14 protein-coding genes and 1 pseudogene are annotated in these 22,998 nt (G+C 63.1%); 5 read left to right on the forward strand and 10 right to left on the reverse strand.

From position 1 onward, the window contains the following. The first annotated feature begins 93 nt into the window (after positions 1–93). The 4 genes from Aple_RS10830 (at position 94) to Aple_RS53165 (ending at position 6,137) form a co-directional block, all read left to right on the forward strand. Complete coding sequence (locus Aple_RS10830) at positions 94–3,354, forward strand: hypothetical protein (RefSeq protein ID WP_155344401.1); 3,261 nt, start codon at positions 94–96, stop codon at positions 3,352–3,354. A gap of 763 nt (positions 3,355–4,117) precedes the next feature. Beyond that, on the forward strand, positions 4,118–4,315 hold the full coding sequence (locus tag Aple_RS54340) for a hypothetical protein (RefSeq protein ID WP_246264353.1): 198 nt from the start codon (positions 4,118–4,120) through the stop codon (positions 4,313–4,315). 617 nt (positions 4,316–4,932) lie between these two features. Beyond that, the gene (locus Aple_RS53160) at positions 4,933–5,709 is read left to right on the forward strand and encodes a DDE-type integrase/transposase/recombinase (RefSeq protein ID WP_246264355.1); all 777 of its coding nucleotides are present in this window, start codon (positions 4,933–4,935) and stop codon (positions 5,707–5,709) included. Beyond that, entirely contained in the window at positions 5,706–6,137 is a 432-nt protein-coding gene (locus Aple_RS53165) for an integrase core domain-containing protein (protein ID WP_246264356.1), read from the forward strand. Before Aple_RS53160 ends, Aple_RS53165 begins: the two co-directional genes overlap by 4 nt. 444 nt (positions 6,138–6,581) lie before the next feature. Here the strand turns inward: Aple_RS53165 and Aple_RS10845 are convergent, their stop codons facing one another. Beyond that, on the reverse strand, positions 6,582–7,709 hold the full coding sequence (locus Aple_RS10845; RefSeq protein WP_155344402.1) for a hypothetical protein: 1,128 nt from the start codon (positions 7,707–7,709) through the stop codon (positions 6,582–6,584). 757 nt (positions 7,710–8,466) lie between these two features. Between Aple_RS10845 and Aple_RS10850 the strand changes: the two genes are divergently transcribed. Then, a complete protein-coding gene (locus tag Aple_RS10850) occupies positions 8,467–11,526 on the forward strand; it encodes a hypothetical protein (protein ID WP_155344403.1) in 3,060 nt (1,019 codons plus the stop codon). 167 nt (positions 11,527–11,693) lie between these two features. Here Aple_RS10850 and Aple_RS56230 read toward each other — a convergent pair. From Aple_RS56230 to Aple_RS10895, 9 genes and pseudogenes are all read right to left on the reverse strand, one after another. Continuing rightward, positions 11,694–11,801: pseudogene (locus Aple_RS56230) on the reverse strand (DUF397 domain-containing protein); the annotation flags it as partial. Between the two features lie 177 nt (positions 11,802–11,978). Then, positions 11,979–13,871, reverse strand: a complete 1,893-nt coding sequence (recQ, locus tag Aple_RS10860; RefSeq protein WP_218038251.1) for a DNA helicase RecQ — start codon at positions 13,869–13,871, stop codon at positions 11,979–11,981. Between the two features lie 289 nt (positions 13,872–14,160). After that, on the reverse strand, positions 14,161–16,176 hold the full coding sequence (locus Aple_RS10865; RefSeq protein ID WP_155344404.1) for a bifunctional aldolase/short-chain dehydrogenase: 2,016 nt from the start codon (positions 16,174–16,176) through the stop codon (positions 14,161–14,163). 223 nt (positions 16,177–16,399) lie between these two features. Continuing rightward, complete coding sequence (rhaI, locus tag Aple_RS10870) at positions 16,400–17,554, reverse strand: L-rhamnose isomerase (protein WP_155344405.1); 1,155 nt, start codon at positions 17,552–17,554, stop codon at positions 16,400–16,402. 7 nt (positions 17,555–17,561) lie between these two features. Then, complete coding sequence (locus tag Aple_RS10875) at positions 17,562–17,879, reverse strand: L-rhamnose mutarotase (protein WP_155344406.1); 318 nt, start codon at positions 17,877–17,879, stop codon at positions 17,562–17,564. A 40-nt stretch (positions 17,880–17,919) separates the two neighbouring features. Further along, positions 17,920–19,002, reverse strand: a complete 1,083-nt coding sequence (rhaS, locus tag Aple_RS10880; protein WP_155344407.1) for a rhamnose ABC transporter substrate-binding protein — start codon at positions 19,000–19,002, stop codon at positions 17,920–17,922. Next, positions 18,999–20,075: an ABC transporter permease gene (locus Aple_RS10885; protein ID WP_155344408.1), complete on the reverse strand. Its 1,077-nt coding sequence runs from the start codon at positions 20,073–20,075 to the stop codon at positions 18,999–19,001. Before Aple_RS10885 ends, rhaS begins: the two co-directional genes overlap by 4 nt. Positions 20,076–20,262: 187 nt before the next feature. Continuing rightward, complete coding sequence (locus Aple_RS10890) at positions 20,263–21,303, reverse strand: ABC transporter permease (RefSeq protein ID WP_246264357.1); 1,041 nt, start codon at positions 21,301–21,303, stop codon at positions 20,263–20,265. 64 nt (positions 21,304–21,367) lie between these two features. Then, a complete protein-coding gene (locus Aple_RS10895; protein WP_155344410.1) occupies positions 21,368–22,873 on the reverse strand; it encodes a sugar ABC transporter ATP-binding protein in 1,506 nt (501 codons plus the stop codon). Positions 22,874–22,998: the final 125 nt, after the last annotated feature.

Here is a 22,998-nt window from a genome sequence, read left to right on the forward strand (position 1 = left end):
CGACGCAGGCAGTGGCGGGAATGCCAACTCTGGCGTTGAGCTTACCTGAATGTCCTCCTATCTGAGCGGCGCAGTCCAGGAAGGCGTTCTTCGGTGAAAAGCACCGTTCGTTATACCGGCGATGCCTCCGGCGGATGGGGCAGCTACGTCAACACCGGTAGCCACTATGGGGATGTGCACTTGGCGGTCATGCCGCCGGCGCAATCAGCCTATCGCGAGCAGGTTGAGCAAATCTTTCCCTGGCGGTTGGTAGGGCGTGAGGCGGAACTGGCCGAGCTGACCGCCTTCTGCATGGATGACCATAATCCCGCCTATGTGTGGTGGCAGGGGCCAGCATGGGCGGGCAAGTCAGCGCTGATGGCCACCTTCGTACTGAATCCTCCGCCTGGGATACGGGTGGTGTCATTCTTCATCACCGCGCGTTATGCCGGGCACAGCAACCGCAATGCGTTTCTTGATGTGGTAATTGAGCAGCTAGCTGAGCTGTTAGGGCAGCCAATGCCACCGTTGTTGACCGAGGCCACCCAGCGGGGATGGTTCGGGCGGTTACTGAAAGACGCGGCGCGGCTATGTTGTGAGCGCGGTGAGCGACTAGTGCTTCTGGTCGATGGGCTAGATGAGGATCGAGGGGTGACGGTTGGCCCAGGAGCGCACAGTATCGCGGCGTTACTGCCCGCTGTGCCTCCCGAAGGGCTGCGTGTCATCGTTGCTGGACGTTCGAATCCTCCGGTGCCATCCGATGTGCCCGCACGGCACCCCCTACGCGATCGGGAAATCGTGCGAGTCTTGAGCCTGTCACCTGAAGCGCAAGTCATTCGGGACGATGCCGAGCGAGAGCTAGATCATCTCCTATATGGGGGTCAGAGCGACCGAAATCTCTTGGGGTTGTTGGTCGCTGCGGGCGGAGGGCTGAGTAGTAGCGATCTTGCCGAGCTGACGGAGCAGGCTACCTCAGAGGTGGACCGGCATTTGCGGGCAGTGTCGGGACGGACGTTCAGCAGTAGAGATAGTAGATGGCGTCCCCTGGAGGGTGCTCAAGTCTTCGTCTTGGCGCACGAGGAACTCAACGCCACTGCGGTCGCTGCATTCGGTGAGGCAAATCTGGGTGAGTACAGGGATATGATCCACGCCTGGGCTGACCGCTATCGTGATCAGGGCTGGCCATCCGGGACACCGGAATACCTTCTGCGTGGCTATCATCAGCTTCTCTACGCGAGTGGTGATCTGTCACGGATGGTGGCTTGTGCCGCAGATCAAGCGCGTCTAGATCGCATGCTGGATATGAGCGGAGGGGACGCTGCGGCTCTGGCAGAGATCCTCGCCTGCCAGAGCACCATCTGTCAGCAGGAGAGGCCAGACGTCTATGCGATGTTGCTACTCGCTCGTACTCGGGAGTTCCTGGCCGACCGCAACGCAAACATCCCGGTTCAGCTGCCGTCAGTTTGGGCCGAGCTCGGCAACCCTATCCGCGCGGAAGCTCTGGCCCGCTCTATCACCAACCCGGACTCGCAAGCTAAGGCACTGAACGCCCTCGCCAGGGCCTTGATTAAGGCAGGGCAGTTGGACCACGCCAAGCAAGTCGCCCAACAAGCCGATGCGCTAATCCGCTCTATCACAGATCAGAGGTCCAAAGCCCAGGTATTGAGTGCCCTAATTGTCCCCCTTACGCAGGTCGGACTGCTCGACCGCGCTAATCAGGTAGCCCAACAGGCCGAGACAATCGCCCGCTCCCTCACCAGTCCCTACCACCAAGTCCAGGCATTACGCGGTTTGATCTGCGCTCTGGCCGAGGCGGGGCGGCCTGACCGCGCCGAAGCACTCGCCCGCTCCATCACGGACCTTGGCTCCCAGCCTCGGACAATACTCGATCTGGCGAATACTCTGACCAATAGTGGGCAGTTCGATCGAGCTGAAGCCCTTGCCCACTCCATTTCTGACCGTGGCTTGCAAGCCTGGGCGCTCCGTGAGTTGACGGGGGCACTGGCCGCGGCTGGGCAGTTCGACCGCGCCGAGGCACTCGCCCAGTCCATCGCTGACGACTTTCACCAATGTCGTGCGTTAAGAGCGCTGGCCAAAGCCCTAGGTAAAGACGGGCAACTCGATCGGGTAAAAGATGTCGCCCGGCAGGCAACGAAGCTCACCTATTCCATTCGATTCCCCTTAGACTCTCGAGCCCGAGAACTACGCGACCTAGCACGTGTACTCATGGAGGCCGGGCATTTCGATGCTGCCGAAGCACTCGCCCGCTCCATTACTGACTCTCGCTTCCAAGCTCAGGCGCTGCATGACCTAATCGGGGCGTTGACTCCAATTGAGCAGTTCGACCGCGCCGAGGTACTTGCCCAATCCATTGCCGATCCCACTTATCAAGCCCGGGCACTGCGAATCCTGGCGAGCGCTTTAGGTAAAGCGAGGCAGCTCGATCGAGCTACCCAAGTGGCCGAACAGGCCCAAACAATCGCTTGTCATATCAGTGATCCGGAATCCCAAGCTCGGGCACTACGTGACCTAGTGGGCGCTTTTGCTAAGGCTGAGCAGTTCGATCGCGCCGAAGCGATCGCCCAATCCATTGCCGATCCCACCCACCAAGCCCGGGCACTACGAATTCTAGCCAGCGCCTTGGATGAGGCTGGGCAGTTCGACCGCGCTAAGCAAATCGCACAACGGGCCCAAACGATACCGCAACCTAGCACCGACGCCGCTTCCCAAGCGGAAACACTGACCGTCAGAGCCAGAGTTCTGGCTAGAGCCGGCGAACTCGACTACGCTAGAAAAGTCGCCCGACAGGCCGAAAGAGTAGCCCGCTCTATCGCCAGCCCGGACTTGCACTCGAAAACCATGACCACCTTGGTCAGAGCCCTGGCCGAGACAGAGCAGTTCGACCATGCTGAAGTATTTGCCCGGTCTATCACCAACCCGAACTGTCAGGCTAAGGCACTAACCGCCCTGGCTATGAGCCTAAGCAAGGCTGGGCGACTCGACCATGCTGTGCAATTCGCGCAACAGGCCGAGAAAATCGCTCGCTCCATTACTGACGTTAAACTGCAATCTGTGATATTTCGTGACCTGGCCGGTGTTTTTGCACAGAGTGGGCAACTCGCCCAGGCTGAAGCACTCGCCAAATTCATAGTAGATCCACATATTCTTGCTGAGGCGATTACCGTGATCGTCGCTCACGCGAGTACTAGCAGGGGTCATCAGTTGCTTGCTTGGGCGCTCACAAAAGTTAGGTCGGACATGCTTTTGATGGGCATTGCAAAGGGCGATCCGTCGACTATTGTGCAAATGGCAGAAATGATGCGACCCAAGTTAACTCCTAACGAAGATAGCGATATCGATCGGGTGTCCAGATAGGACGACCTATCGAGGAAAACTCGAAGGGCGTCGTCACCTCCTACCGCGTTATTTGGATGACCGGGCGGAGATGGACACGATCATTCAAGCGGGAAGCTCAGGCCGACACGTTCCGCAGCTCACTTGCTATTGCAGCACGAAAGGGAGAGGCATTCAGTCTGGTCACGGGGGAACCGATCTCCTGGGCCCGTACCGAGACGCCACCGATGAGCTGGTACGAATTCGCCTGCAAGTACGTCGATATGAAGTGGAAGGGTGCGTCAGCCAACTATCGGGCCGTGATCGCCAGAGCGTTGACTGCGGCAACTCCCGCGATGTACTCGAGGCGCCGGGATAAGCCTGCCGACCAGGTCTTGCGAGCTGCGATGTACCGGCGTGCCTCAACACGCAAAGCGCGATCAGGCCGAAGGCGAAATGCAGGAGGCCTTGAGGTGGCTCGCTGCGAACACCAAGCCCGTGTCAGCCCTGACGGAGCCTGCCACTATGCGCGCACTCCTGGACGCAGCAACCTCCAAGGTGGACGGCAAGCGATCCGCTCCCAGTACCGTTCGCAAGCATCGAATGCTCATCTCCAACGCGCTGGACTATGCCGTGGAACTCGAACTCCTAGAGGAGAATCCGCTCCACAAGCTGAAATGGAAGCTCCCTAAGAGCTCGCATGAAGTAGACCGGAAGTCGGTGGTCAACCACGCACAGGCTCGGGCGCTTCTGGAGGCTGTAGGCTCAGAAGCCGAGCGGGAAGCGTCTGGCTACGTTCTTCGCCGTGATCTACTACGCGGGGCTGCGGCCGGAAGAGGTGGTCAATCTGAGACGCCGTAACGTCACGCTCCCCGAACTCGTCTTTAACGAGGAGACGGGCAAGATGGAAGAGCCGCCGGATGACTGGGGAGAGCTGCATTTCGCAAAGGCCGCTCCCTACGCAGGGTGCGAATGGACTGACGATGGGGCGCCACGCGAATAACGCGGACTGAAGCATCGAGCCGACGGTGATTCACGTACCGTTCCCACACCCCCGCCGCTAACCCGGCTACTCCGCGCACATCTCGCCGACGTCGGAACCGACTCAGACGGCCGACTCTTCTGGGGCGTATGTGGCGGGGAACTCCCCGGAATCACCTACCGCCGAGCGTGGACGAAAGCCCGGGAACACGCCCTTGGAGACGAGGCTGGTACGCAGCTGGCCAAGCGTCCTTACGACCTGCGGCATGCGTGCGTCTCCACCTGGTTCAACGCGGGCGTCCCGGCCACCCAGGTAGCCGAATGGGCGGGGCACAGCTTGGAGGTGCTCCTACGGATCTACGCGAAGTGCATCGTTGGCCAGGACGAACTCTCACGACGCAGGATCGCCCAGGCCCTCGCCGAGCGTTCCCCGTGGGAACGCATTGGGAACGATCAGCCGTAGACGATCATTAATGGCCGCACACAACCGGACATGAGGAAGAGCCCGTGACTACTGTCTTTGCAGGTCACGGGCTCTTTCAGTGGGTGCCCCCGGTAGTGTGCTGGTTCAGGACATAGGAAACGGGTGTCTCAAGACATAGGAAACCCCGGTGGAGCGTGTCTCCAGTCATAGGAAACATGGGCGTTCGACAGTCGGCTCGTGTCCAAAGCCAGACTCGTCATCACCGCCGTCATCGTCAGGGCCGCTCGCAGGCAGAGGTCGCCCGCTCCTACGCAGTGTCCAAGGGCTGGGTGTCCAAGCTCGTCGCCCGCTACCGCGAGCAGGGCGAAGCGGCGTTCGAGCCACGCTCCCGACGGCCGAAGACCTCACCCACCGCGATCGAGGCCAGCGCCCTCGAGTTGATCGCCCGGCTCCGTAAACAGCTGTCTGACCAGGGCCTGGACGCCGGACCCGACACGATCGCCCGGCACCTGGAGCACCACCACCAGTTGCGGGTGTCACCAGCCACGATCAGCCGCTACCCGACCCGCCACGGACTGGTCACCCCCGAGCCGAAGAAACGGCCACGCTCCTCCTACATCCGCTTCCAAGCCGAACTTCCCAATGAGACCTGGCAGGCCGACTTCACCCACTACCGCCTTACCGACGGCGGCGACGCCGAGATCCTCACCTGGCTGGATGACCACTCCCGCTACGCCCTGTCGGTGACCGCCTGGCCCCGCGTCACCGGCCCCATCGTCCGCGACACCTTCCGCCAGGCCGTCACCGCCCACGGCGTCCCCGCCTCCACCCTCACCGACAACGGCATGGTCTTCACCACCCGCCTGGCCAGCGGCCGCGGCGGCCGCAACGCCTTCGAACACGAACTCCGCCGCCTGCACGTAGCCCAGAAGAACTCCACCCCAACCACCCCACCACCTGCGGAAAAGTCGAACGATTCCAGCAGACCATGAAGAAGTGGCTGCGCGCCCACCCCGCCCAGCCGGCCACCGCCGCCGACCTGCAGGCCATCCTCGACCGCTTCGCCGACGACTACAACCACCGCCGCCCGCACCGTTCCCTGCCGCACCGCGCCATCCCCGCAGCGGTCTACCAGACCCGACCTAAAGCACTCCCCGCGGGCAGCCGCGACCGCGACACCCATACCAGGGTTCGCCATGACCGCATCGACGAATCCGGTGTCGTCACCTTGCGAATCGGCGGCCGGCTCCACCACATCGGCGTCGGACGAACCCACGCCCGAACCCACGTCATCCTGCTCGTCGCCGACCTCCACGTCCGGGTCGTCGCCGCCACCACCGCAGAACTCCTCCGCGAGCTGATCATCGACCCCACCCGCGACTACCAACCCCAAAACAGAAAGAAACCCCCGAACCCGTAGGTTCGAGGGTTTCCGATGTCTTGAGACATCACAAGGGGCCCCGGTAGGAATCGAACCTACGACACCAGGTTTAGGAATCACCGCTTCTCCAACGGTCGCTCAGTGCGCTGACCTGCGCGTACATAGTCGCGGGAGCCTCGCGACAAGCCTCGTGGGACGGCATTGGGACCGGGTTGCACCACCACGGTGGAGCGAGATCGACACGGTCCGTGCCTGGATCGCCTGGAATGATGGCTGGCGTTCACCCGTAGTCCAGATTCGACTGTAGTGGGGCTCGGTCTTGACACTCGGCGTGGCGCGGGCCGCTCGGCCCAGAGGAGGAGCGGCGAGTAACTTGAGTTATCCGGTGGCAAATGGACCCGTACCCCTGAGGAACGGAAGCCAGGTGGCAGATTGTACGTCGTTCGTGTGCAGCGGTTACGCCGGTCTCGCAGAACCTTCGTCTTAGGGGGTCGCGGACGTCTCGTTCGAGGTCTGCAGCACGCTGAGGAACTCCTGGAGCACTGCGTTGATGTATGGGCGTGGCGGTAGGTCGTCCATGTCGATCCGGCTGGGGCTGGAGCGGATCTGCCGGTGCAGGACGTCGTCGCTCGGGTTGCGGTATTCGGTGAGCTTCTTGGCATACCTGACATCGGTCGTGCTCCACCTGTGATTGGCAACGACCTGAGCGAAGGTCGTGTACCCGAACACCGGCGGCATGTGGTCGAGGGTTGCGCGGAGCAGCATGTGGCAGGCGTAGGGCTGATCAGCCGCGTAGTTGCTATTGAGCTCCCGGGCCAGGCTCGCCAGTTTGTCTAGGCTCCAGCGGCAGGCGGAGTCCAGTTCCTCCAGTTCCCCGATAAGATCGAGGCGGACGTAGGTCGCCTCCGACTCAAGCGGGGCGGTCAGTTGGTCGAGCTGGCCCATCGCTGATGCGGGCGCGTTGAGGGCTACTGTGTGGACGCCCCAGCTAGCAATGATCTCGCTGACCCTCGCGACGTACTCCTGCAGATCGGTCGCCTGCCGATACTTGAGGACCTCGCGGGAGATGTCACGAGTCCAAGAACCGCCGGGGGTGCGCGAGGAAGAACCTGCCCAGGTCGCAGGCTCGCCGCCCAGGATGTCCGGCAACCCGGCGAGGAAACCGGGCGGCAGGTCCCGGATCGTCAATCCGAGCTCGACCGCCTCCAGCCTCGGCCGCGCAGATTCCGTGGGAGTTGGCGCCGACTGCAGAAGTCTCGCAATCATTTCGTGCAGCACGAGTATGAATGGGTCCGCGATGAGCGGACGCAGCTCGGGTACAGGCAGGGCCGCCGCAACGGTCAACCTGATGGTGTCGGCTTCAGCGATGTGATGTTGGGGCGCGGGTGTGAATCCGTAGGACGGACCGGTTAGGCCCGTGAAACCGACCCGCGGCAGAGATTTGATGATCTGCTGGGCATCGAGATCCCGGCTATCGAGCTGGTGCTGTACGTAGTACCAGCTCGGCCAGGTCCCCGCGTTCACGTATGGCTGGGCGATCGTGCACAGTAGGAAGATCTGGTCGTCGGTCAGCTCGGAATGAAGATCGCTCACGATGCCATTCTCGCCCACGGGGCCTCGATGTGCGGCCACGTCGCGTTACTCTAACCAGCGACCGTCGTCGGGTCTCATTTGATGATGAGACCCCGAAACCCGATTCATCGCGGCGACGGCCGCCGAAGGCGCAGCCATCTCCACATGGTGCCTACCTCCAGATCGGTCCGGCCAACCGCTGGCCATCAGGCGGGATCCGGGAGATGAACTGAACGGTCAGAAGACTATTCGCGCGCGTGGCAATGCGGTCCGCTACCGCCCTATGCGCCGACCTTGATAACGAATAGAGACGTTTTTGTGGATCTTGCGGTTAATCACCGGACACGAAGAAGAGCCTCTTACTCGTATTCACGCAGGTGAGGGCTCTTCGGTGAGTGCCTTCGGTAGAAACCGAACCTGGGACGCCAGGTTAGGAAACCAGGCGAGCTTGCTCATGCTGTCGCGGGTCAGAGAACTGCAACGCTGGTGATGGAGTCAGATTCAGCGTAGGTTAACTAGTCGCTGAATCATGTACGCGTCCGGCTGCAGGCCGATGCCCGGCTTGCCTCCAGAAGCGAAGGACAGAAAGACGAGATACTGGGCCCTCCGAGACTCACCAGCCGATCTACGAGGCAGTGTGATGGAGTTGGGCTCCGAGGAAGTCTGCGGGACGTATCAAGCGCTATCTCTCCTCGGTAGCGGTATCTACCCTGGAGTGCTCAAACGGATGCAAGCCGGTGCTGTATGAGGCATGATGTCCTGAGGACGAATCAAGTTGATCACTGAGGGATAGTGCATGTCTGGCCGCGATCAATCGCGCGCATTCATCAGGTTTCAACTGAGCCAGATGCGATCGCGAAATGAGCATCATCGCTTCGAGGACCTCTGCCGGGCATTTGCACGGCAGCATATAACGGGCAATATAATTCCAGCAACAGGGCCGGTGTCCGCAGGCGGAGATCAGGCGCGCGATTTCGAAACCTTTCACACCTATCTGAGAAGCCAAGTTCGTGATCTCGGGATCTTTCTAGGAATTGATGGTGGCGATAGAATCGCCTTTTGTTGCACGCTTCAGACTCAGAAGATAAAGGCCAAAATAAGCACTGACGTGAAAACCATCTGCACGTCAGGCGCGAGGACAGAAGTCATCATCTTCTTCACAGAGGTTGAGGTCTCAGCGGCTGTACGTCATGCACTAATTGATGACGCGCGAGACAAATATGATGTAAAGCTAGAAGTAATCGATGGGAACGCGCTCAGTGAATTACTGGACGAACATAGTGCGTTCTGGATAGCCAATGAATACCTTGACATCCCCTCGCAATTCGGCCCGCCTGCGCCCCCCAATGCCCCCGAATGGTATGGTGCCGACCTTGCCCGTTGGGCTGCGCGGAAAGACCCTGCAGGTACTACGGGTGACCTTATGGACCTTACCGGATGCTTGAGATTGGCTGTAAGGACGCCAGCACTGCACGGCGATATAGAGATGTGGATATCCCGTATTGAGGTATTTCTGGCGAGTAACGAAAGACGACTGCGTCAGCGGGCCAGGTACGAGATAGCGGTAGCACGGCTGCGAGGGTTGAAGAATATGCGGCCCGCTGACGGCCTGGTGCGTGACTTCTTTCGCGACGACCTGGGTCATGCTACGCCCTCGGAGTTTGAAGATGCGGCGACTATGTTGAACTATTGTTCTTCGGCTTGGGTGTTCGACTCAACAGATCTCCCGCTGGAGGAGATCTCAACTATTGGCCGTCTACTATCCGAGCAGGTCGACCTACGAATCCAGAACGAAGATGACATTAATCGACGCGCCTATCTTCTTGATGTAAAGGGGCAGATCCGACTTCGCGTAGATGTGGCCTCTCTTGATGGAGTCTCGCAGTTAGATAGAGATTTGGCACCGCCGTACATGACCACGGAGGAATGTTTGTCCCTGGTTAGGTCTGGAGTGCTAAAGGTGCAGAATAAACCATCAGACCCAGAAGGCGCTCTGAGAGCGTGGGAAGAACTTCTCTCTATTGTTTCAGATGCGCCATTCTTTCCACTAGTTGAGTTTGCGGATCATGTTTCGCTAGTATCGTCGGAACTGGCTGCCCAGCCCGGATGGCGCGAATTTACACGTAAGCTTGATCAGGCTGTAGCCGTAGTGGCAGGAAATTCAGTAGCCGCGCAGCAGGCTATCAATCGCGCATCTGCCCTCAAGGCTTCCATGGATCTGATAGGTGCCCTCAACGAACTTAACCGCGCTCGTCTGTCTCTCATGACAGGCGATACACAAGCGGAAGCGCTGACGGCCTTGCTAGATGCAGCCAATATCTATGAAGAGCTGGGCCTGCTGTATGCGGCCAAATATTATGCACTTGCAGCTCACGTGATTACATGCACCAATGACAGTGAATTTCTCAGCGGACATGCCGTCCAAAGCATCGTTGCTGTTGCACAGTGTGACTACATGGCATCGAATTGGCTGTCATTCTTAACAGCCTTACCTCTGGCCGTCGATGCTCATTGCGAATTTCGGGCAGATCCAACGAATCTGGAAGTCTGGGCCGATATAGCCTCCTTGGTATACAGCGCGGAATTGGTTTATAGGTTCTCTTCACTGGCCTCTCATCCGCAGGCAACTGCTGTGGCATCTGAATATCTTGCAGATGCAGGCCGCCCCCGGATGGGGCCTGATGGGAGCGCGCTTGAGGTATTTTGGCCAGAGGCCACGCAGGAAGTAATGTTCGAATCTATATCGTCGGAATTGGGGAGGCCGGCATTTGCTGATTCTGGAAAAGTTCGCCAGATAGCCTTCTCGTGTCTAGGGATAAAATGGTTAGTCAGATGTCAAAATTCTTACGATGATGTGGTTGTAGCTGAGCGATTTGCATCGCTCGTCCAGATCGTAGCAGTGGAAATTGCTACACATGATTTAGTTCTTCTTGAGACAACGCTATGCGTTGACGTTGCTGTAGCGAGTGCGCGGCCGGGTGAGGAGATTTCTGTTTTTCCGCCGCTCGAGTTCGAGGCCGGCGAAGATGGTAGTAGTGTGTGGAGTCTAACTCTACATACCTTTAGTGAATCGCATGCTGCTGATTTCTTCTCCATGGTTCGGCAATCGCTTGCTGCCATCATTGTTTTAATCGAGTCGGTTTCGTTGGCTCCAAGTGGTCAATTTGAAATGGCGCTCGAGGGGATATTTGAAGGCAAGGATCTCATGGCCGCGGCTGCGCCACATGTCTCATATGACAAAGCCTACCGATGGCTGATATCGAAAGAGCGATTCGATAGGGCACGTAGGGATTCATTCGAGCCTATTGGATCTGAAGATTTCGGGATCTGTCGACTGCGATCAGAGGTTAGTGCCAGGGACAGTATGGGGCCCGGTTACGAGCCTTCCGTGTCTCAGAGGAAGATTGCGGATCGATATGAGGCATATCAGCGAATGCTGCGCCACACTATTCCACGTTTGACTGAATCGGTGGAGTTCGTCGAGGTGTTGGAATCCCTACGCGTAGAAGGGTGGAAGGACTGGCACATACTCCAAGCCATTGTAAATCAGATGGTGAATTATCGTATTCAAGTCGCGGATAAGAATGGGGAAGATATTCTGGAGCTGCAAAGTTTATTCGGATCCGCTCAGGAGGAAGATCCAACCCATCCTGCTCTCCCAGTGAATGAGGTCTCAGTAGAGGCCCTGCAGAAATTTCTTCAGGTATCTGTGGGTGCAACGTGCATGGGCTGGGGACTGACTGTTCCACCTAATGCGAGAAGTGGGGATCTGCTACATCTACTGGCCAGTCGCTATCGTTACTGGTCTGACGATGTACAGCACGTGGACCCGTTTCTGCGCCCGCAAGAACGCTAATTGTGGTGGCCAGCAGCACTACGTCTGAGTGCGAAGGCGGCAATTGGGTGCGGTATGTCCAGTCGTTGCAGTCGGACATGATAGAGAGGCTTTTATTCGACTGAGATTCGTTCGGATGCCGCTTTGCTGCTGATGGGCTCGCTCGACCTTTTAGGTTCAGTGCGACCCTAGAAGTCGAATTCGTTGGCCTTGATGCCTTTGAGAAAGGAATTCCATACACTACGGGCGACTACCAGAGGTTCCTGACTAGGAGATTCGGTATCGCGTATTCCTACCCGACCGTCAGATAGTAGCGCCCCGTGGCCTGAGTTTTACCAGGTCACGGGCGCTTTCGTTGGGTGCCCCCGGTAGGAATCGATCTACGACACCAGGTTTAGGAAACCTGTGCTCGCCAGGCTGTGCGGGCTCAGCGGAATCCGCCTCGAACTCCACGCGACAGGGTCACGTCGTTTCTACTCAGATTCTGGGAGTTCGGTGTTTGGGTCGGGTTGTTGGGGGTGAAGGACGTCGAGGACTTCTTGGCCGTACTTGGCTAGTTTGTTTTCGCCTATGCCGCTTATTTGGCCTAGTTCGGTGAGGGTGGTGGGGGTGCGGGTGGCTATTTCGCGGAGGGTGGCGTCGTGGAAGATGATGTAGGCGGGGAGGCCTTGTTCTTTTGCGGTGGTGCCGCGCCAGGTGCGGAGGTTTTCGAAGATGGCCTGGGCGGATTCGGAGAGGTCGGAGGCTTGGAGGCGGGTGGTGGGGGTCTTCGGGTCGGACTTTGAGGAGGAGCGGGAGGGTTTGCGTTCGGGTTCGCGGCGGAGGAGGACTTGGTGGTTGCCGCGGAGGACGTCGGCGCTGGCGTCGGTGAGGATCAGGGTGCCGTAGTCGCCTTCTACGGTGAGGAGGCCTTGGGCCAGGAGTTGGCGGATCACGCCGCGCCATTCGGATTCGCGGAGTTCGGTGCCGATGCCGAAGACGGTGAGGGAGGCGTGGTCGTGCTGGAGGACCTTGTCGGTTTTGCGGCCTAGGAGGATGTCGACTATCTGGCCGGCGCCGAATTTCTGGCGGCGTTCGCGGTGGAGGCGGAGGACGGTGGAGAGGAGTTTCTGGGCGGGGATGGTGCCGTCCCAGGATTCCGGTGGGGTTTTGCAGGTGTCGCAGTTTCCGCAGGGGGAGCTTTTCTGGCCGAAATAGTCGAGGAGCCGGACTCGGCGGCAGTCGATCGTTTCGCAGAGGGCGAGCATGGCGTCGAGGTGGGTGCCGAGGCGGCGGCGGTGGGTGTCGTCGCCTTCGGAGGTTTCGATCATGCGGCGCTGCTGGACGACGTCCTGGAGGCCGTAGGCGAGCCAGGCGGTGGACGGTTGGCCGTCGCGGCCGGCGCGGCCGGTTTCCTGGTAGTAGCCTTCGACGGATTTGGGCAGGTCGAGGTGGGCGACGAAGCGGACGTCTGGCTTGTCGATGCCCATGCCGAAGGCGATCGTGGCCACCATGACGAGGCCGTCTTCGCGGAGGAAGCGGGCTTGGTTGGCGGCGCGGGTCCGGGCGTCCAGGCCCGCGTGGTACGGCAACGCGGGGATGTTGTTCTGGGTCAGGAATTCGGAGATCTTGTCGACGGAGGCCCTGGACAGGCAGTAGACGATGCCCGCGTCGCCCGCGTGCTCGTTGCGCAGGAGGTCGAGGAGCTGGCGTCGGGGCTCGTTCTTCGGGGAGATGCGGTATTCGATGTTCGGGCGGTCGAAGCTCGCGACGAAGTGGCGGGCGTTCTCCAGGTTCAGGCGGGCGGCGATCTCCGCGTGTGTGGCCGGGGTGGCGGTCGCGGTCAGCGCGACCCTGGGCACGGTGGGCCAGCGCTCGTGGAGCGTGGACAGAGCCAGGTAGTCCGGCCGGAAATCGTGCCCCCACTGGGCAACGCAGTGCGCTTCGTCGATGGCGAAGAGTGAGATCTTCCCCCGTTCCAGCAGTCGCAGTGTCGCGTCCACACGCAGGCGCTCGGGCGCGAGATACAGCAGGTCGATCTCACCCGCGACGAAGCACGTCTCGACCGCCTGACGTTCGTCGATCCCCTGCGTGGAGTTGAGGAAGCCCGCTCGCACACCGAGCGCCGTCAGGGCGTCGACCTGATCCTGCATCAGCGCGATGAGGGGCGATATCACCACCCCCACGCCGTCCCTGACCAGCGCCGGGATCTGATAGCAGAGCGACTTTCCACCACCGGTCGGCATCAGCACGAGCGCGTCCCCACCGGTGACGACATGCTCGATGATCTCCTGTTGTCCCTCCCGGAAGGAGTCGTAGCCGAAGATCTTCCGCAGCACGTGGGTGGCGGCACTCGCCGTGGGATCCGACGCCTCGACGTCTTCCACGGACACGCCCTCGGGGGAAATCACCCGCCTACCCTACGAGACCGCCACCGCACCCGGATCCAACCTGTGGATAACCGTCCCGCAGCTTTCCCATCACCCCACGAAGTTCACATATCAACCCCTGGGATGCGGGATCACGCCAGCCGCAATCCGTCCCGCATGCGGGTGAACGGCTGGCGCCACCGTTGAGTACGCAGCGAAGCGACCCCGGAGCGCCGATCCAAGATCATATCCCTCCGTGGTGCGGGTCGGGAAATCGGGTCATGCCACATGGTCGGCGCAGACCCGCCTAGCGGAGGAAGGCCGCGGAAACTCCGGCGTCCACAGGGATGTGGAGGCCGGTGGTATGGGTCAGCTGGGTGAGGAGGAAGACGGCTTGGGCTATGTGTTCGGGGAGGACTTCCTTCTTGAGGAGGGTGCGTTGGGCGTAGTACTCGCCCAGGCGGTCTTCGGGGATGCCGTAGACGGCGGCGCGGTTGGCACCCCAGCCGGAGGCGAAGATGCCGGAGCCGCGTACGACGCCGTCGGGGTTGATGCCATTGACGCGGATGGCGTGTTCTCCCAGTTCGGCGGCGAGGAGGCGGACCTGGTGGGCCTGGTCGGCTTTGGCGGCGCCGTACGCGAGGTTGTTGGGGCCGGCGAAGACGGCGTTCTTGGAGGAGATGTAGATGATGTCGCCGCCCATGGCTTGGGCGATCATGACGCGGGCGGTTTCGCGGGAGACGAGGAAGGAGCCTCGGGGCATTACCTGGTGCTGGAGGTCCCAGTCGGCGGCGGTGGTGTCGAGGAGGGAGCGGGACAGGGAGAGGCCGGCGTTGTTGACGACCAGGTCGATGCCGCCGAAGGCGAGGACGGCGATGCGGACGGCGGCGGTGATCTCCTCCTCTGAGGTGACGTCCACCTGGACGGCTATCGCGGATTCGCCTAGTTCCGCCGCTACTTTCTCGGCGGCGGTGAGGTCGCGGTCGGCGATGATGACGCAGGCGCCCTCGGCGGAGAGGCGGCGGGCGGTGGCGGCGCCGATGCCGGAGCCACCGCCGGTCACGAAGGCGATTCTGGTGGCGAGGGGGCGGGGTGGGGGTATACGGCGGAGTTTGGCCTCTTCGAGGTCCCAGTATTCGATGCGGAATTTCTCCGATTCGTCGATGGGGGCGTACGAGGAGACGGATTCGGCGCCGCGCATGACGTTGATGGCGTTGACGTAGAACTCGCCGGCGACGCGGGCGGTCTGTTTGTCGCGGCCGAAGGAGAACATGCCGACGCCGGGGATCAAGACGATGGCGGGGTCGGCGCCGCGCATCGGCGGGGAGGCCGGCGTGGCGTGGCGTTGGTAGTAGGCGGCGTACGCGTCGCGGTAGGCGGCGTGCAGCTCGCGGAGGCGGGCGATCGCCTCGTCGAGGGGGGCGTCGGGGGGCAGGTCCAGGACCAGGGGGGCGACCTTGGTGCGGAGGAAGTGGTCGGGGCAGGAGGTGCCGAGGGCGGCCAGGCGGGGGTGTTCGGCCCGGGACAGGAAGTCGAGGACCTCAGAATTGTCGGTGAGGTGGCCTACCATCGGGGCGTCGGTGCTGGCCAGTCCTCTGACCAGCGGAAACAACGCGGCCGCACGTTCGCGTCTGGTCGCTTCGGGGAGGGGGTCGAAGAGCGTGGGACCGAAGGGTTCTGGGCGGCCGTGCTGGGTCAGGTATGTGCTCGCGGTCTGGATGATCTCCAGAGAGTTGTGCTGGCACTGGGCGGAGGTGTCGCCCCAGGCGGTGATGCCGTGGCCGCCGAGAATGACTCCGATGGTGTCCGGGTTGTCGCGGCGAATGGCGGCGATGTCCAGGCCGAGCTGGAACCCCGGGCGTCGCCAGGGTACCCAGGCCACCCGGTCGCCGAAGATCGTCCGAGTCAGGGCCGGTCCGTCGGCGGCGGTGGCGATGGCTATTCCCGCGTCGGGATGCAGGTGGTCGACGTGAGGCGCGTCCACCAGTCCGTGCATCGCCGTGTCTATGGACGGTGCCGCGCCACCCAGACCATGCCGGCAGAAGTCGAAGGCGGCGACCATCTCGTCCTCACGCTCGACCCCTGGAAACACATCGACCAGTGCCCGCAATCGATCAAGCCGCAACACGGCCAACCCGGATTCCGTAAGCGTCCCGAGATCGCCACCTGATCCTTTGACCCACATCAAGTCGACCTCACCACCGGTGACCGGGTCGGTCGCCGTCCCCTTGGCGGACGCGTTCCCGCCCGCGTAGTTGGTATTGCGGGGATCCGCCCCAAGTTCATGGGCTCGTCTCAGCAGTTCCTCAACGGCGGGGTTCATCCCGTCTCCTTACTTGATCATTAAATAGAGAATCGAGCGACATCGCCCTGGACAGAGGGGACCGAACGGTGGGTCCCGCCGGGAGAGGACGGCATCGGTCGGCACTTCCAACCCGAAAGGGGGCGATGGTGCCGAATCCCGGTCGGATGAGTGGCGCCGACCCCACTCATCCGACCGAGAAGCTCCAGCCTGTCTGGGCACGGCACTCATCTGGTCGAGATAGTCAGGCACCCCAACCTGCCTGGGTGCCACCTACCCGCTCTGTGACGATTTTCTCGGGATATCCGGAGGCGGCATAGGCGGCCATGGGGTCGGGGGCGAGGGACATTTCCTGGCGGAGGTCGGCCAGGAGGGGGCGGACGTCGGTGTTGTAGGCGTCCATGAGGACGGCGTTGGCGGCCAGGACGTCGCCGGAGGTTTGCGCTGCGGCGAGGGCGGCGCGGTCGACGAGGAGGGCTTTGGCGGTGGCTTCCTGGACGTTCATGACGGAGCGGATCTGGCCGGGGATCTTGGGTTCGATGTTGTGGCACTGGTCGAGCATGAAGGCGATGCCGGAGGTGTAGCCGCCGCCGCGGATCACCTCGTACATGATGCGGAAGAGCTGGAAGGGGTCGGCGGCGCCGACCATCAGGTCGTCGTCGGCGTAGAAGCGGGAGTTGAAGTCGAAGCCGCCGAGTTTTCCCTCGCGGAGCAGGAAGGCGACGATGAACTCGATGTTGGTGCCGGGCGCGTGGTGGCCGGTGTCGACGACGACCTGGGCTTGGGGGCCGAGGCGGAGGCAGTGGGCGTAGGCGGTGCCCCAGTCGGGGACGTCGGTGGCGTAGAAAGCGGGTTCGAAGAATTTGTATTCGAGGAGGAATCGCTGGGAAGGGCCGAGGCGGGCGTAGACCTCGGTGAGGGCCTCGGCCAGACGGTCCTGGCGGGCGCGGATGTCGTCCTGGCCCGGGTAGTTGATGCCGTCGGAGAACCAGAGTTTGAGCGTGTCGGAGCCGGCGGCGTCCATGATGTCGACGCAGTCGAGCAGGTGCTGGATGGCTTTGCGGCGAACCCGGGCGTCGGGGTGGGTGACGCTGCCGAGCATGTAGTCGTCGTCCTGGAAGACGTTGGAGTTGATCGCGCCGATGCCTACGCCGAGCTCGCGGGCGTGCCGGGCCAGGTCGGCGTAGTCGTCGACGCGGTCCCACGGGATGTGCAGGGCGACCGTGGGCGCGACGCCGGTGAACAGGTGCACCTGCGCCGCGTCGGCGATCTTCTCGTACGGGTCGCGCGGCACGCCACGCTGGGCGAACACCTTGAACCGGGTGCCCGAATTCCCGTACGCCCAGGAAGGAGTCTCGATGTGCTGCGCTCTCAACTGGGCCTTTATGTCCACAGTCATCCCCGATTCAGTCAAGGTGGAACACCTCGGTCAGTGGTCGCATGTCCTCGTCCGGCCGCCCGTCGAGGGCTTCGAAGTACGGCGCCATCTCGGCCTGCCAGCGGGCGTTGACCGACGTCGCCGCCATCCCCGAGCGGGCGAGCGCGAAGTCGTCGGTCTCCAGGTAGCCGACCAGCAGGCCGTCGTCGCGGAGGAAGAGGGAGTAGTTACGCCACCCGGTCGCGCGGAGCGCGTCGAGCATGTCGGGCCACACGGCGGCGTGGCGTTCGCGGTATTCGGCCAGCCGCTCAGGCCGCACCTTCAGCAGGAAGCAGACGCGTTCCATGAGGTCCTTTCGCGAGCCTGAGCGCGGGCCATGAGAATCGTCAGAAGTCGAAGTCGTCGATGTTGTCCTTGGTGAACACCGTGGGTTTGCCGAGCAGGATTTCGCCCTTCGCGCCGATGGTGTATTCGCCGAGCTTCCCGGCCTTGAACTTCTCTCCTTCGGCGCCGCTGATCTGGCCGGAGGCGAGCGCGGCGGCGGCGTACGACGCGAGGTAGCCGAGGTCACCGGGGCTCCACAGTTCGAAGCCGTCGATGGTGCCGTCCTTGACGAACTTGCGCAGCTGGTTGGGGGTGCCGAGGCCGGTCAGTTTGACCTTGCCCTTGAACGAGGAGTCGGACAGGTAACGCGCGGCGGCGGCGATGCCGACGGTGGTCGGGGAGATGATGCCGGCCAGGTCGGGGTAGGCGCGGAGCAGGCCCTGGGTCTCGGTGAAGGACTTCTGGTCCTCGTCGTTGCCGTAGGCGACCTTGACGAGTTCCATGTCCTTGTATTCGGGTTTGGTCAGCTCGTCCTTCATGAACTCGATCCAGGTGTTCTGGTTGGTCGCGTTCGGGGTCGCCGAGAGGATGGCGATCTTGCCCTTGTGGCCGATCTGCTCGGCCAGCAGCTGCACTTCGGTGCGGCCGAGGTCTTCGGCGCTGGCCTGGTTGACGAACAGGTCGCGGCCTTCCGGCGCGGTGTCGGAGTCGTAGCTGACGACCTTGATCCCGGCGTCCTTGGCCTGCCTGAGGGCGGGCACGACGGCGTTGGGGTCGTTGGCGGAGATGACGATGGCGTCCTGTTTCTGCTGGATCAAGGTGTTGATGTAGGAGACCTGGGAGGAGGCGCTGGCCTCGGAGGGGCCGACCTCCTTGCCTTCGCCGCCGAACTCCTTGGCCGCTTCGATACCGCCCCCGTTGGCGATCGTGAAGTACGGGTTGTTGACCTGCTTGGGCAGGAAGGCGATCTTCAGTCCGGGTTTGATGGGGGCGTTCGGATCGGCGGCCGCCGAAGAGGCGGGCGCGGCGGCCGAGGCGGACGACTGCTGGGCCACATCGTCCCTGGTGGTCCCGCCACAGGCGGTCGCCAGCAGGGCAAGACCGGCTACGAGCGCCAGGGGGCGCCACACGTTTCGCGTAGTCATGGTGCCGATTTCCCTTCGAGTGGTGGTGAGGTACGCCGCCGCCAGACCGCCCCGAGATTCGGCGCCAGCACGGACGCGACGAGCAGCAGGCCCGTCACGAAATTGAGGACTTCGTTGGCAACGTCGGCGAGGATGAGCGCGTTGCGCACCACGCCGAGCAGCAGCACCGCCATCAGCACGCCGGGGAGGGTGCCGCGCCCTCCGAAGATCGACACCCCGCCGAGCAGGACGGCCGCGATAACGGCCAACTCCAGGCCTGCGCCGTTGTCGGCCCGGGCGGAGGCGTAACGGAAAGTGAAGATCAGGGAGGCGAGGGCGGCCATCGCGCCGGATGCGACGAACAACCAGAATCGGATGCGTTTGACCCGGACCCCGGAGAAGAATGCCGCCTCTTCGTTGGAGCCAAGGGCGACGATGGACCGGCCGAGTGAGGTGAAGTGCAGGATCACCACGAACAGGACGGCCAGCACCGCCACCAGCAGCGTCGCAACCGGGATCGGGCCCAGGGTGGATCCGGCCAGGCTGGTGTAGGCGGGCGGGAGATCGGCTACCGCCTGATCGCCGAGGATCACGTAGGCCAGGCCGCGGTAGAGGGCGAACGTGCCAATCGTGACGGCCAGCGACGGCAGTCCGAGCCTGGTCACCAGGAATCCGTTGAGCGCGCCGCACAACGCGCCCGCGACCAGACAGATCGGCATGATCGCTTCGATCGGCAGCCCGGCGTTCCACAGCCATCCCAGAACCGCGCACGACAGGCCGAGCGTGGAGGCCACCGACAGGTCGATCTCGGCGGCGACGATGACCAATGTCATGGTCAGCGCCATCAGCGCGATCTCGGTCACGTCCAGCAGGAGAAAGGACACGTTCGAGCTGTTGGCGAAGCCGTCCACACCGAGCGAGGCCCAGGTCACCACCGCGACGAACAGGATCAGGATGAGACCCTCCCACCGGTGGAACAGGGCAGCCGGAGAAAAGGAGGCCGAGATCCCGCTGCCTCCGGAGCCGGCGGCCAGGGCAACAGCGGGGAGCGCGGAACCAGCCGGGGCAGCCGAGTCTGGGGAATCAGCAGGCATCGCCATATATCCGGAAGCGGGAGGCACGGAGTCAGCCGGAGCGGCGGAATCAGTGAGACTCGCGTCATGTCCGGAACCGGAAGGCGCGGAATCAGCCGGGGCGGCCGAGTCTGCGGAATCAGCGGGCATCGCCATATATCCAGAAGTGGGAGGCGCGGAGTCAGCTGGGGCGGTGGAGTCTGTGGGATCAGGTGGCATCGCGTTGTCTCCTTCGGCGGAGAGTGGCGGCGACGCGGAGCGCGAGGAGACGGTCCAGGACGATGGCCGCGATGATCAATGCGCCGTTGATGGCGGTTTGGGCAAGGGCGTCGACGCGGAGTACGGCCAGGGCGCTGCCGATTCCTGTGAGGAGGAGGGCGCCGAGGGCAGCGCCGTATACCGTGCCGCTGCCGCCGAAGATGGCCACACCGCCGACGACGACCGCGGCGATGACGTCGAGTTCCTTGCCGGTGGCGGCTGCGGCGTCGACGGTGCCGAATCTGGCCGCCCACATGGCTCCGGCGAGTCCGGCAAGGGCTCCGCTCGCGACGAAGGCCGTGATGATGCGCTTTCGCACCGGGATTCCGGCTAGTACGGCCGCCGCCGGGTTGGACCCGATCGCGTACAGCTCGCGGCCGGAGCGCAGGTTGCGCAACATCCAGCCGACGGCCAGGAGCACCACGATGGCGGCCAGCGCGAGCAGCGGAAACCCGAGGAACGACCCGGAACCTAGCGAGAGGAACGATTCGGGCATGTCGGCTGCGTTGACCTGGAGGCCGCCCGCCCAGGCGTAGTCGATGCCCCGGAAGGCGTACAAGGTGCCGAGGGTGGCGACCAGGGCCGGAACCTTGGCCGCGCCGACGAGCAGGCCGTTGATCGCGCCGCAGGCCGCGCCGAGCAGGACGCACCCGGCGACGACCACCACGATCGGCAGGCCAGGATTCTCGGCCAGGATCAGAGCGCCCCCGAACGCGGACAACCCGACCACCGAACTGACCGACAAATCCACGTTTCTGGTGATCACCACGAGTGTCTGGCCAACCGCCAGCATCGCGATGATGGAGGAGTTGAGCAGGATGTCGCGGAGACTGTCCAGTCCCAGGAACTCCGGATTGACCGCCCCAGTAACGCCGAACAGCACGGCGAGGGCGATCACGATGCCCAACTCCCGAACGCGAGCCACCCGATCGACCAGCCCACGCCCGCCATTCCGGAGCACGGCCCCAGACCGTTTCGCGGTAATGGTCACGCCCCTCCCCCTCCAAAACCGCACGATCCACGACTCGGCACCCCGCATGCCCGCGACAAATCCGTCATGACGGAGTCCTTCCGGTGGCGGCGGCCATGACTGTTTCCTCGGTCGCGGATTCGCGAGGGATCTCTGCCACCAGGCGGCCCTCGTGCATGACCAGGACGCGGTCGGCCATGCCGAGCACCTCCGGGAGTTCGGAGGAGATCATCAGGACCGCGATTCCGCCCACGGCCAGTTCGGACAGCAACCGGTGGACCTCCGCCTTCGTGCCCACGTCGATTCCCCGCGTCGGCTCGTCCACGATCAGCACGGACGGCCGTCTGGCCAGCCACTTCGCCAGCACGACCTTCTGCTGGTTGCCGCCGGACAGCACGTCCACCGCGTCGGCGAGGCTCCGGTGCCTGAGCTGGAGCCGCTGCGCCCAGTCGGAGGCGCGCAGCCGTTCCGCGGCCCGGGAGATCAGCGGGCCGTGCCGTACTTCGGTGAGACCCGGCAGGGCGATGTTGCGTTCGATCGACAGGTCCATGATCAGGCCCTGCTGGCGGCGGTCTTCAGGGACCAGGGCGAGGCCGAGGGCCATCGAGGCGGTCGGGCTGCCGGGGCGCAGGCGGCGTCCGGCGATCTCGACGGAACCGGCGTCCCAGCGGTCGATGCCGAAGACCGCGCGGGCGACCTCGCTGCGGCCCGCGCCGACCAGGCCGGCCAGGGCGACGATCTCGCCGCGCCTGACGTCGAAGGAGATGTCGGTGAAAACGCCCTCGCGGGTCAGCCGCCGCACCTGGAGCGCCACCTCGCCGGGGACGGCGTCCTGCTTGGGGAACAGCGCGTCGAGGTCCCGGCCGACCATGCGCCGGACCAGGTCGTCGGGGGTGATGTCGGCGATGCGGTCGTCGGCGACGTACCCGCCGTCCCTGAGTGTGGTCACTTGCTGGCAGAGGTCGAAGATCTCGTCGAGCCGGTGCGAGATGAACAGGATCGCGCAGCCCTGGTCGCGGAGCGAGCGGGCCACTCCGAACAGCCGGGTGACCTCGGTGCCGGACAGCGCGGCGGTCGGCTCGTCCATGATCAGCACGCGGGCGTCCCGGGAGAGCGCCTTGGCGATCTCGACCAGCTGCTGGTCGGCGATGGACAGGCCGCGGGCGGGCTGTTCGGGGTCGAGCGGCACGCCGAGCCGGGCGAACAGGGCGCTGGCCTGGGCCCGCATGGCCCGCCGGTCGATCCGGCCGAGGCGGCCGCGTGGCTGGCGGCCCATGAAGATGTTCTCGGCCACCGACAGGTCGGGGAAGAGCGTCGGCTCCTGGTAGATCACCGCCACCCCGGCGGCCTGCGCGTCGGCGGGGCCGTGGAACTCGACCGGCTCGCCGTCCAGCAGGAGCTGGCCCGCGTCCGGCCGGTGCACCCCGGAAAGGATCTTCACCAGGGTGGACTTGCCCGCGCCGTTCTCGCCCGCCAGCGCGTGCGCCTCTCCGGCGGGCAGCGCCAGGGAGACCTCACGCAGCGCGCGTACCGCGCCGAAGGATTTGCTCACCCCTCGAAGCGCCAGTACGGGCGGCGGCGTGTCGCCCATGAGCCCCTCCCGACTTAGAAAAACGTTTCAAAGTTGTGGAGGAGAGTAGGTCAGTGTTTCTGGACCGTCAATAGCCGGTTAAGGTGCGATTTCTCGTGATGGACCCAGCCGACCAGGGCGTGTTC

Origin of the sequence: Acrocarpospora pleiomorpha, from assembly GCF_009687885.1 — a bacterium.
Lineage (GTDB): Bacteria > Actinomycetota > Actinomycetes > Streptosporangiales > Streptosporangiaceae > Acrocarpospora > Acrocarpospora pleiomorpha.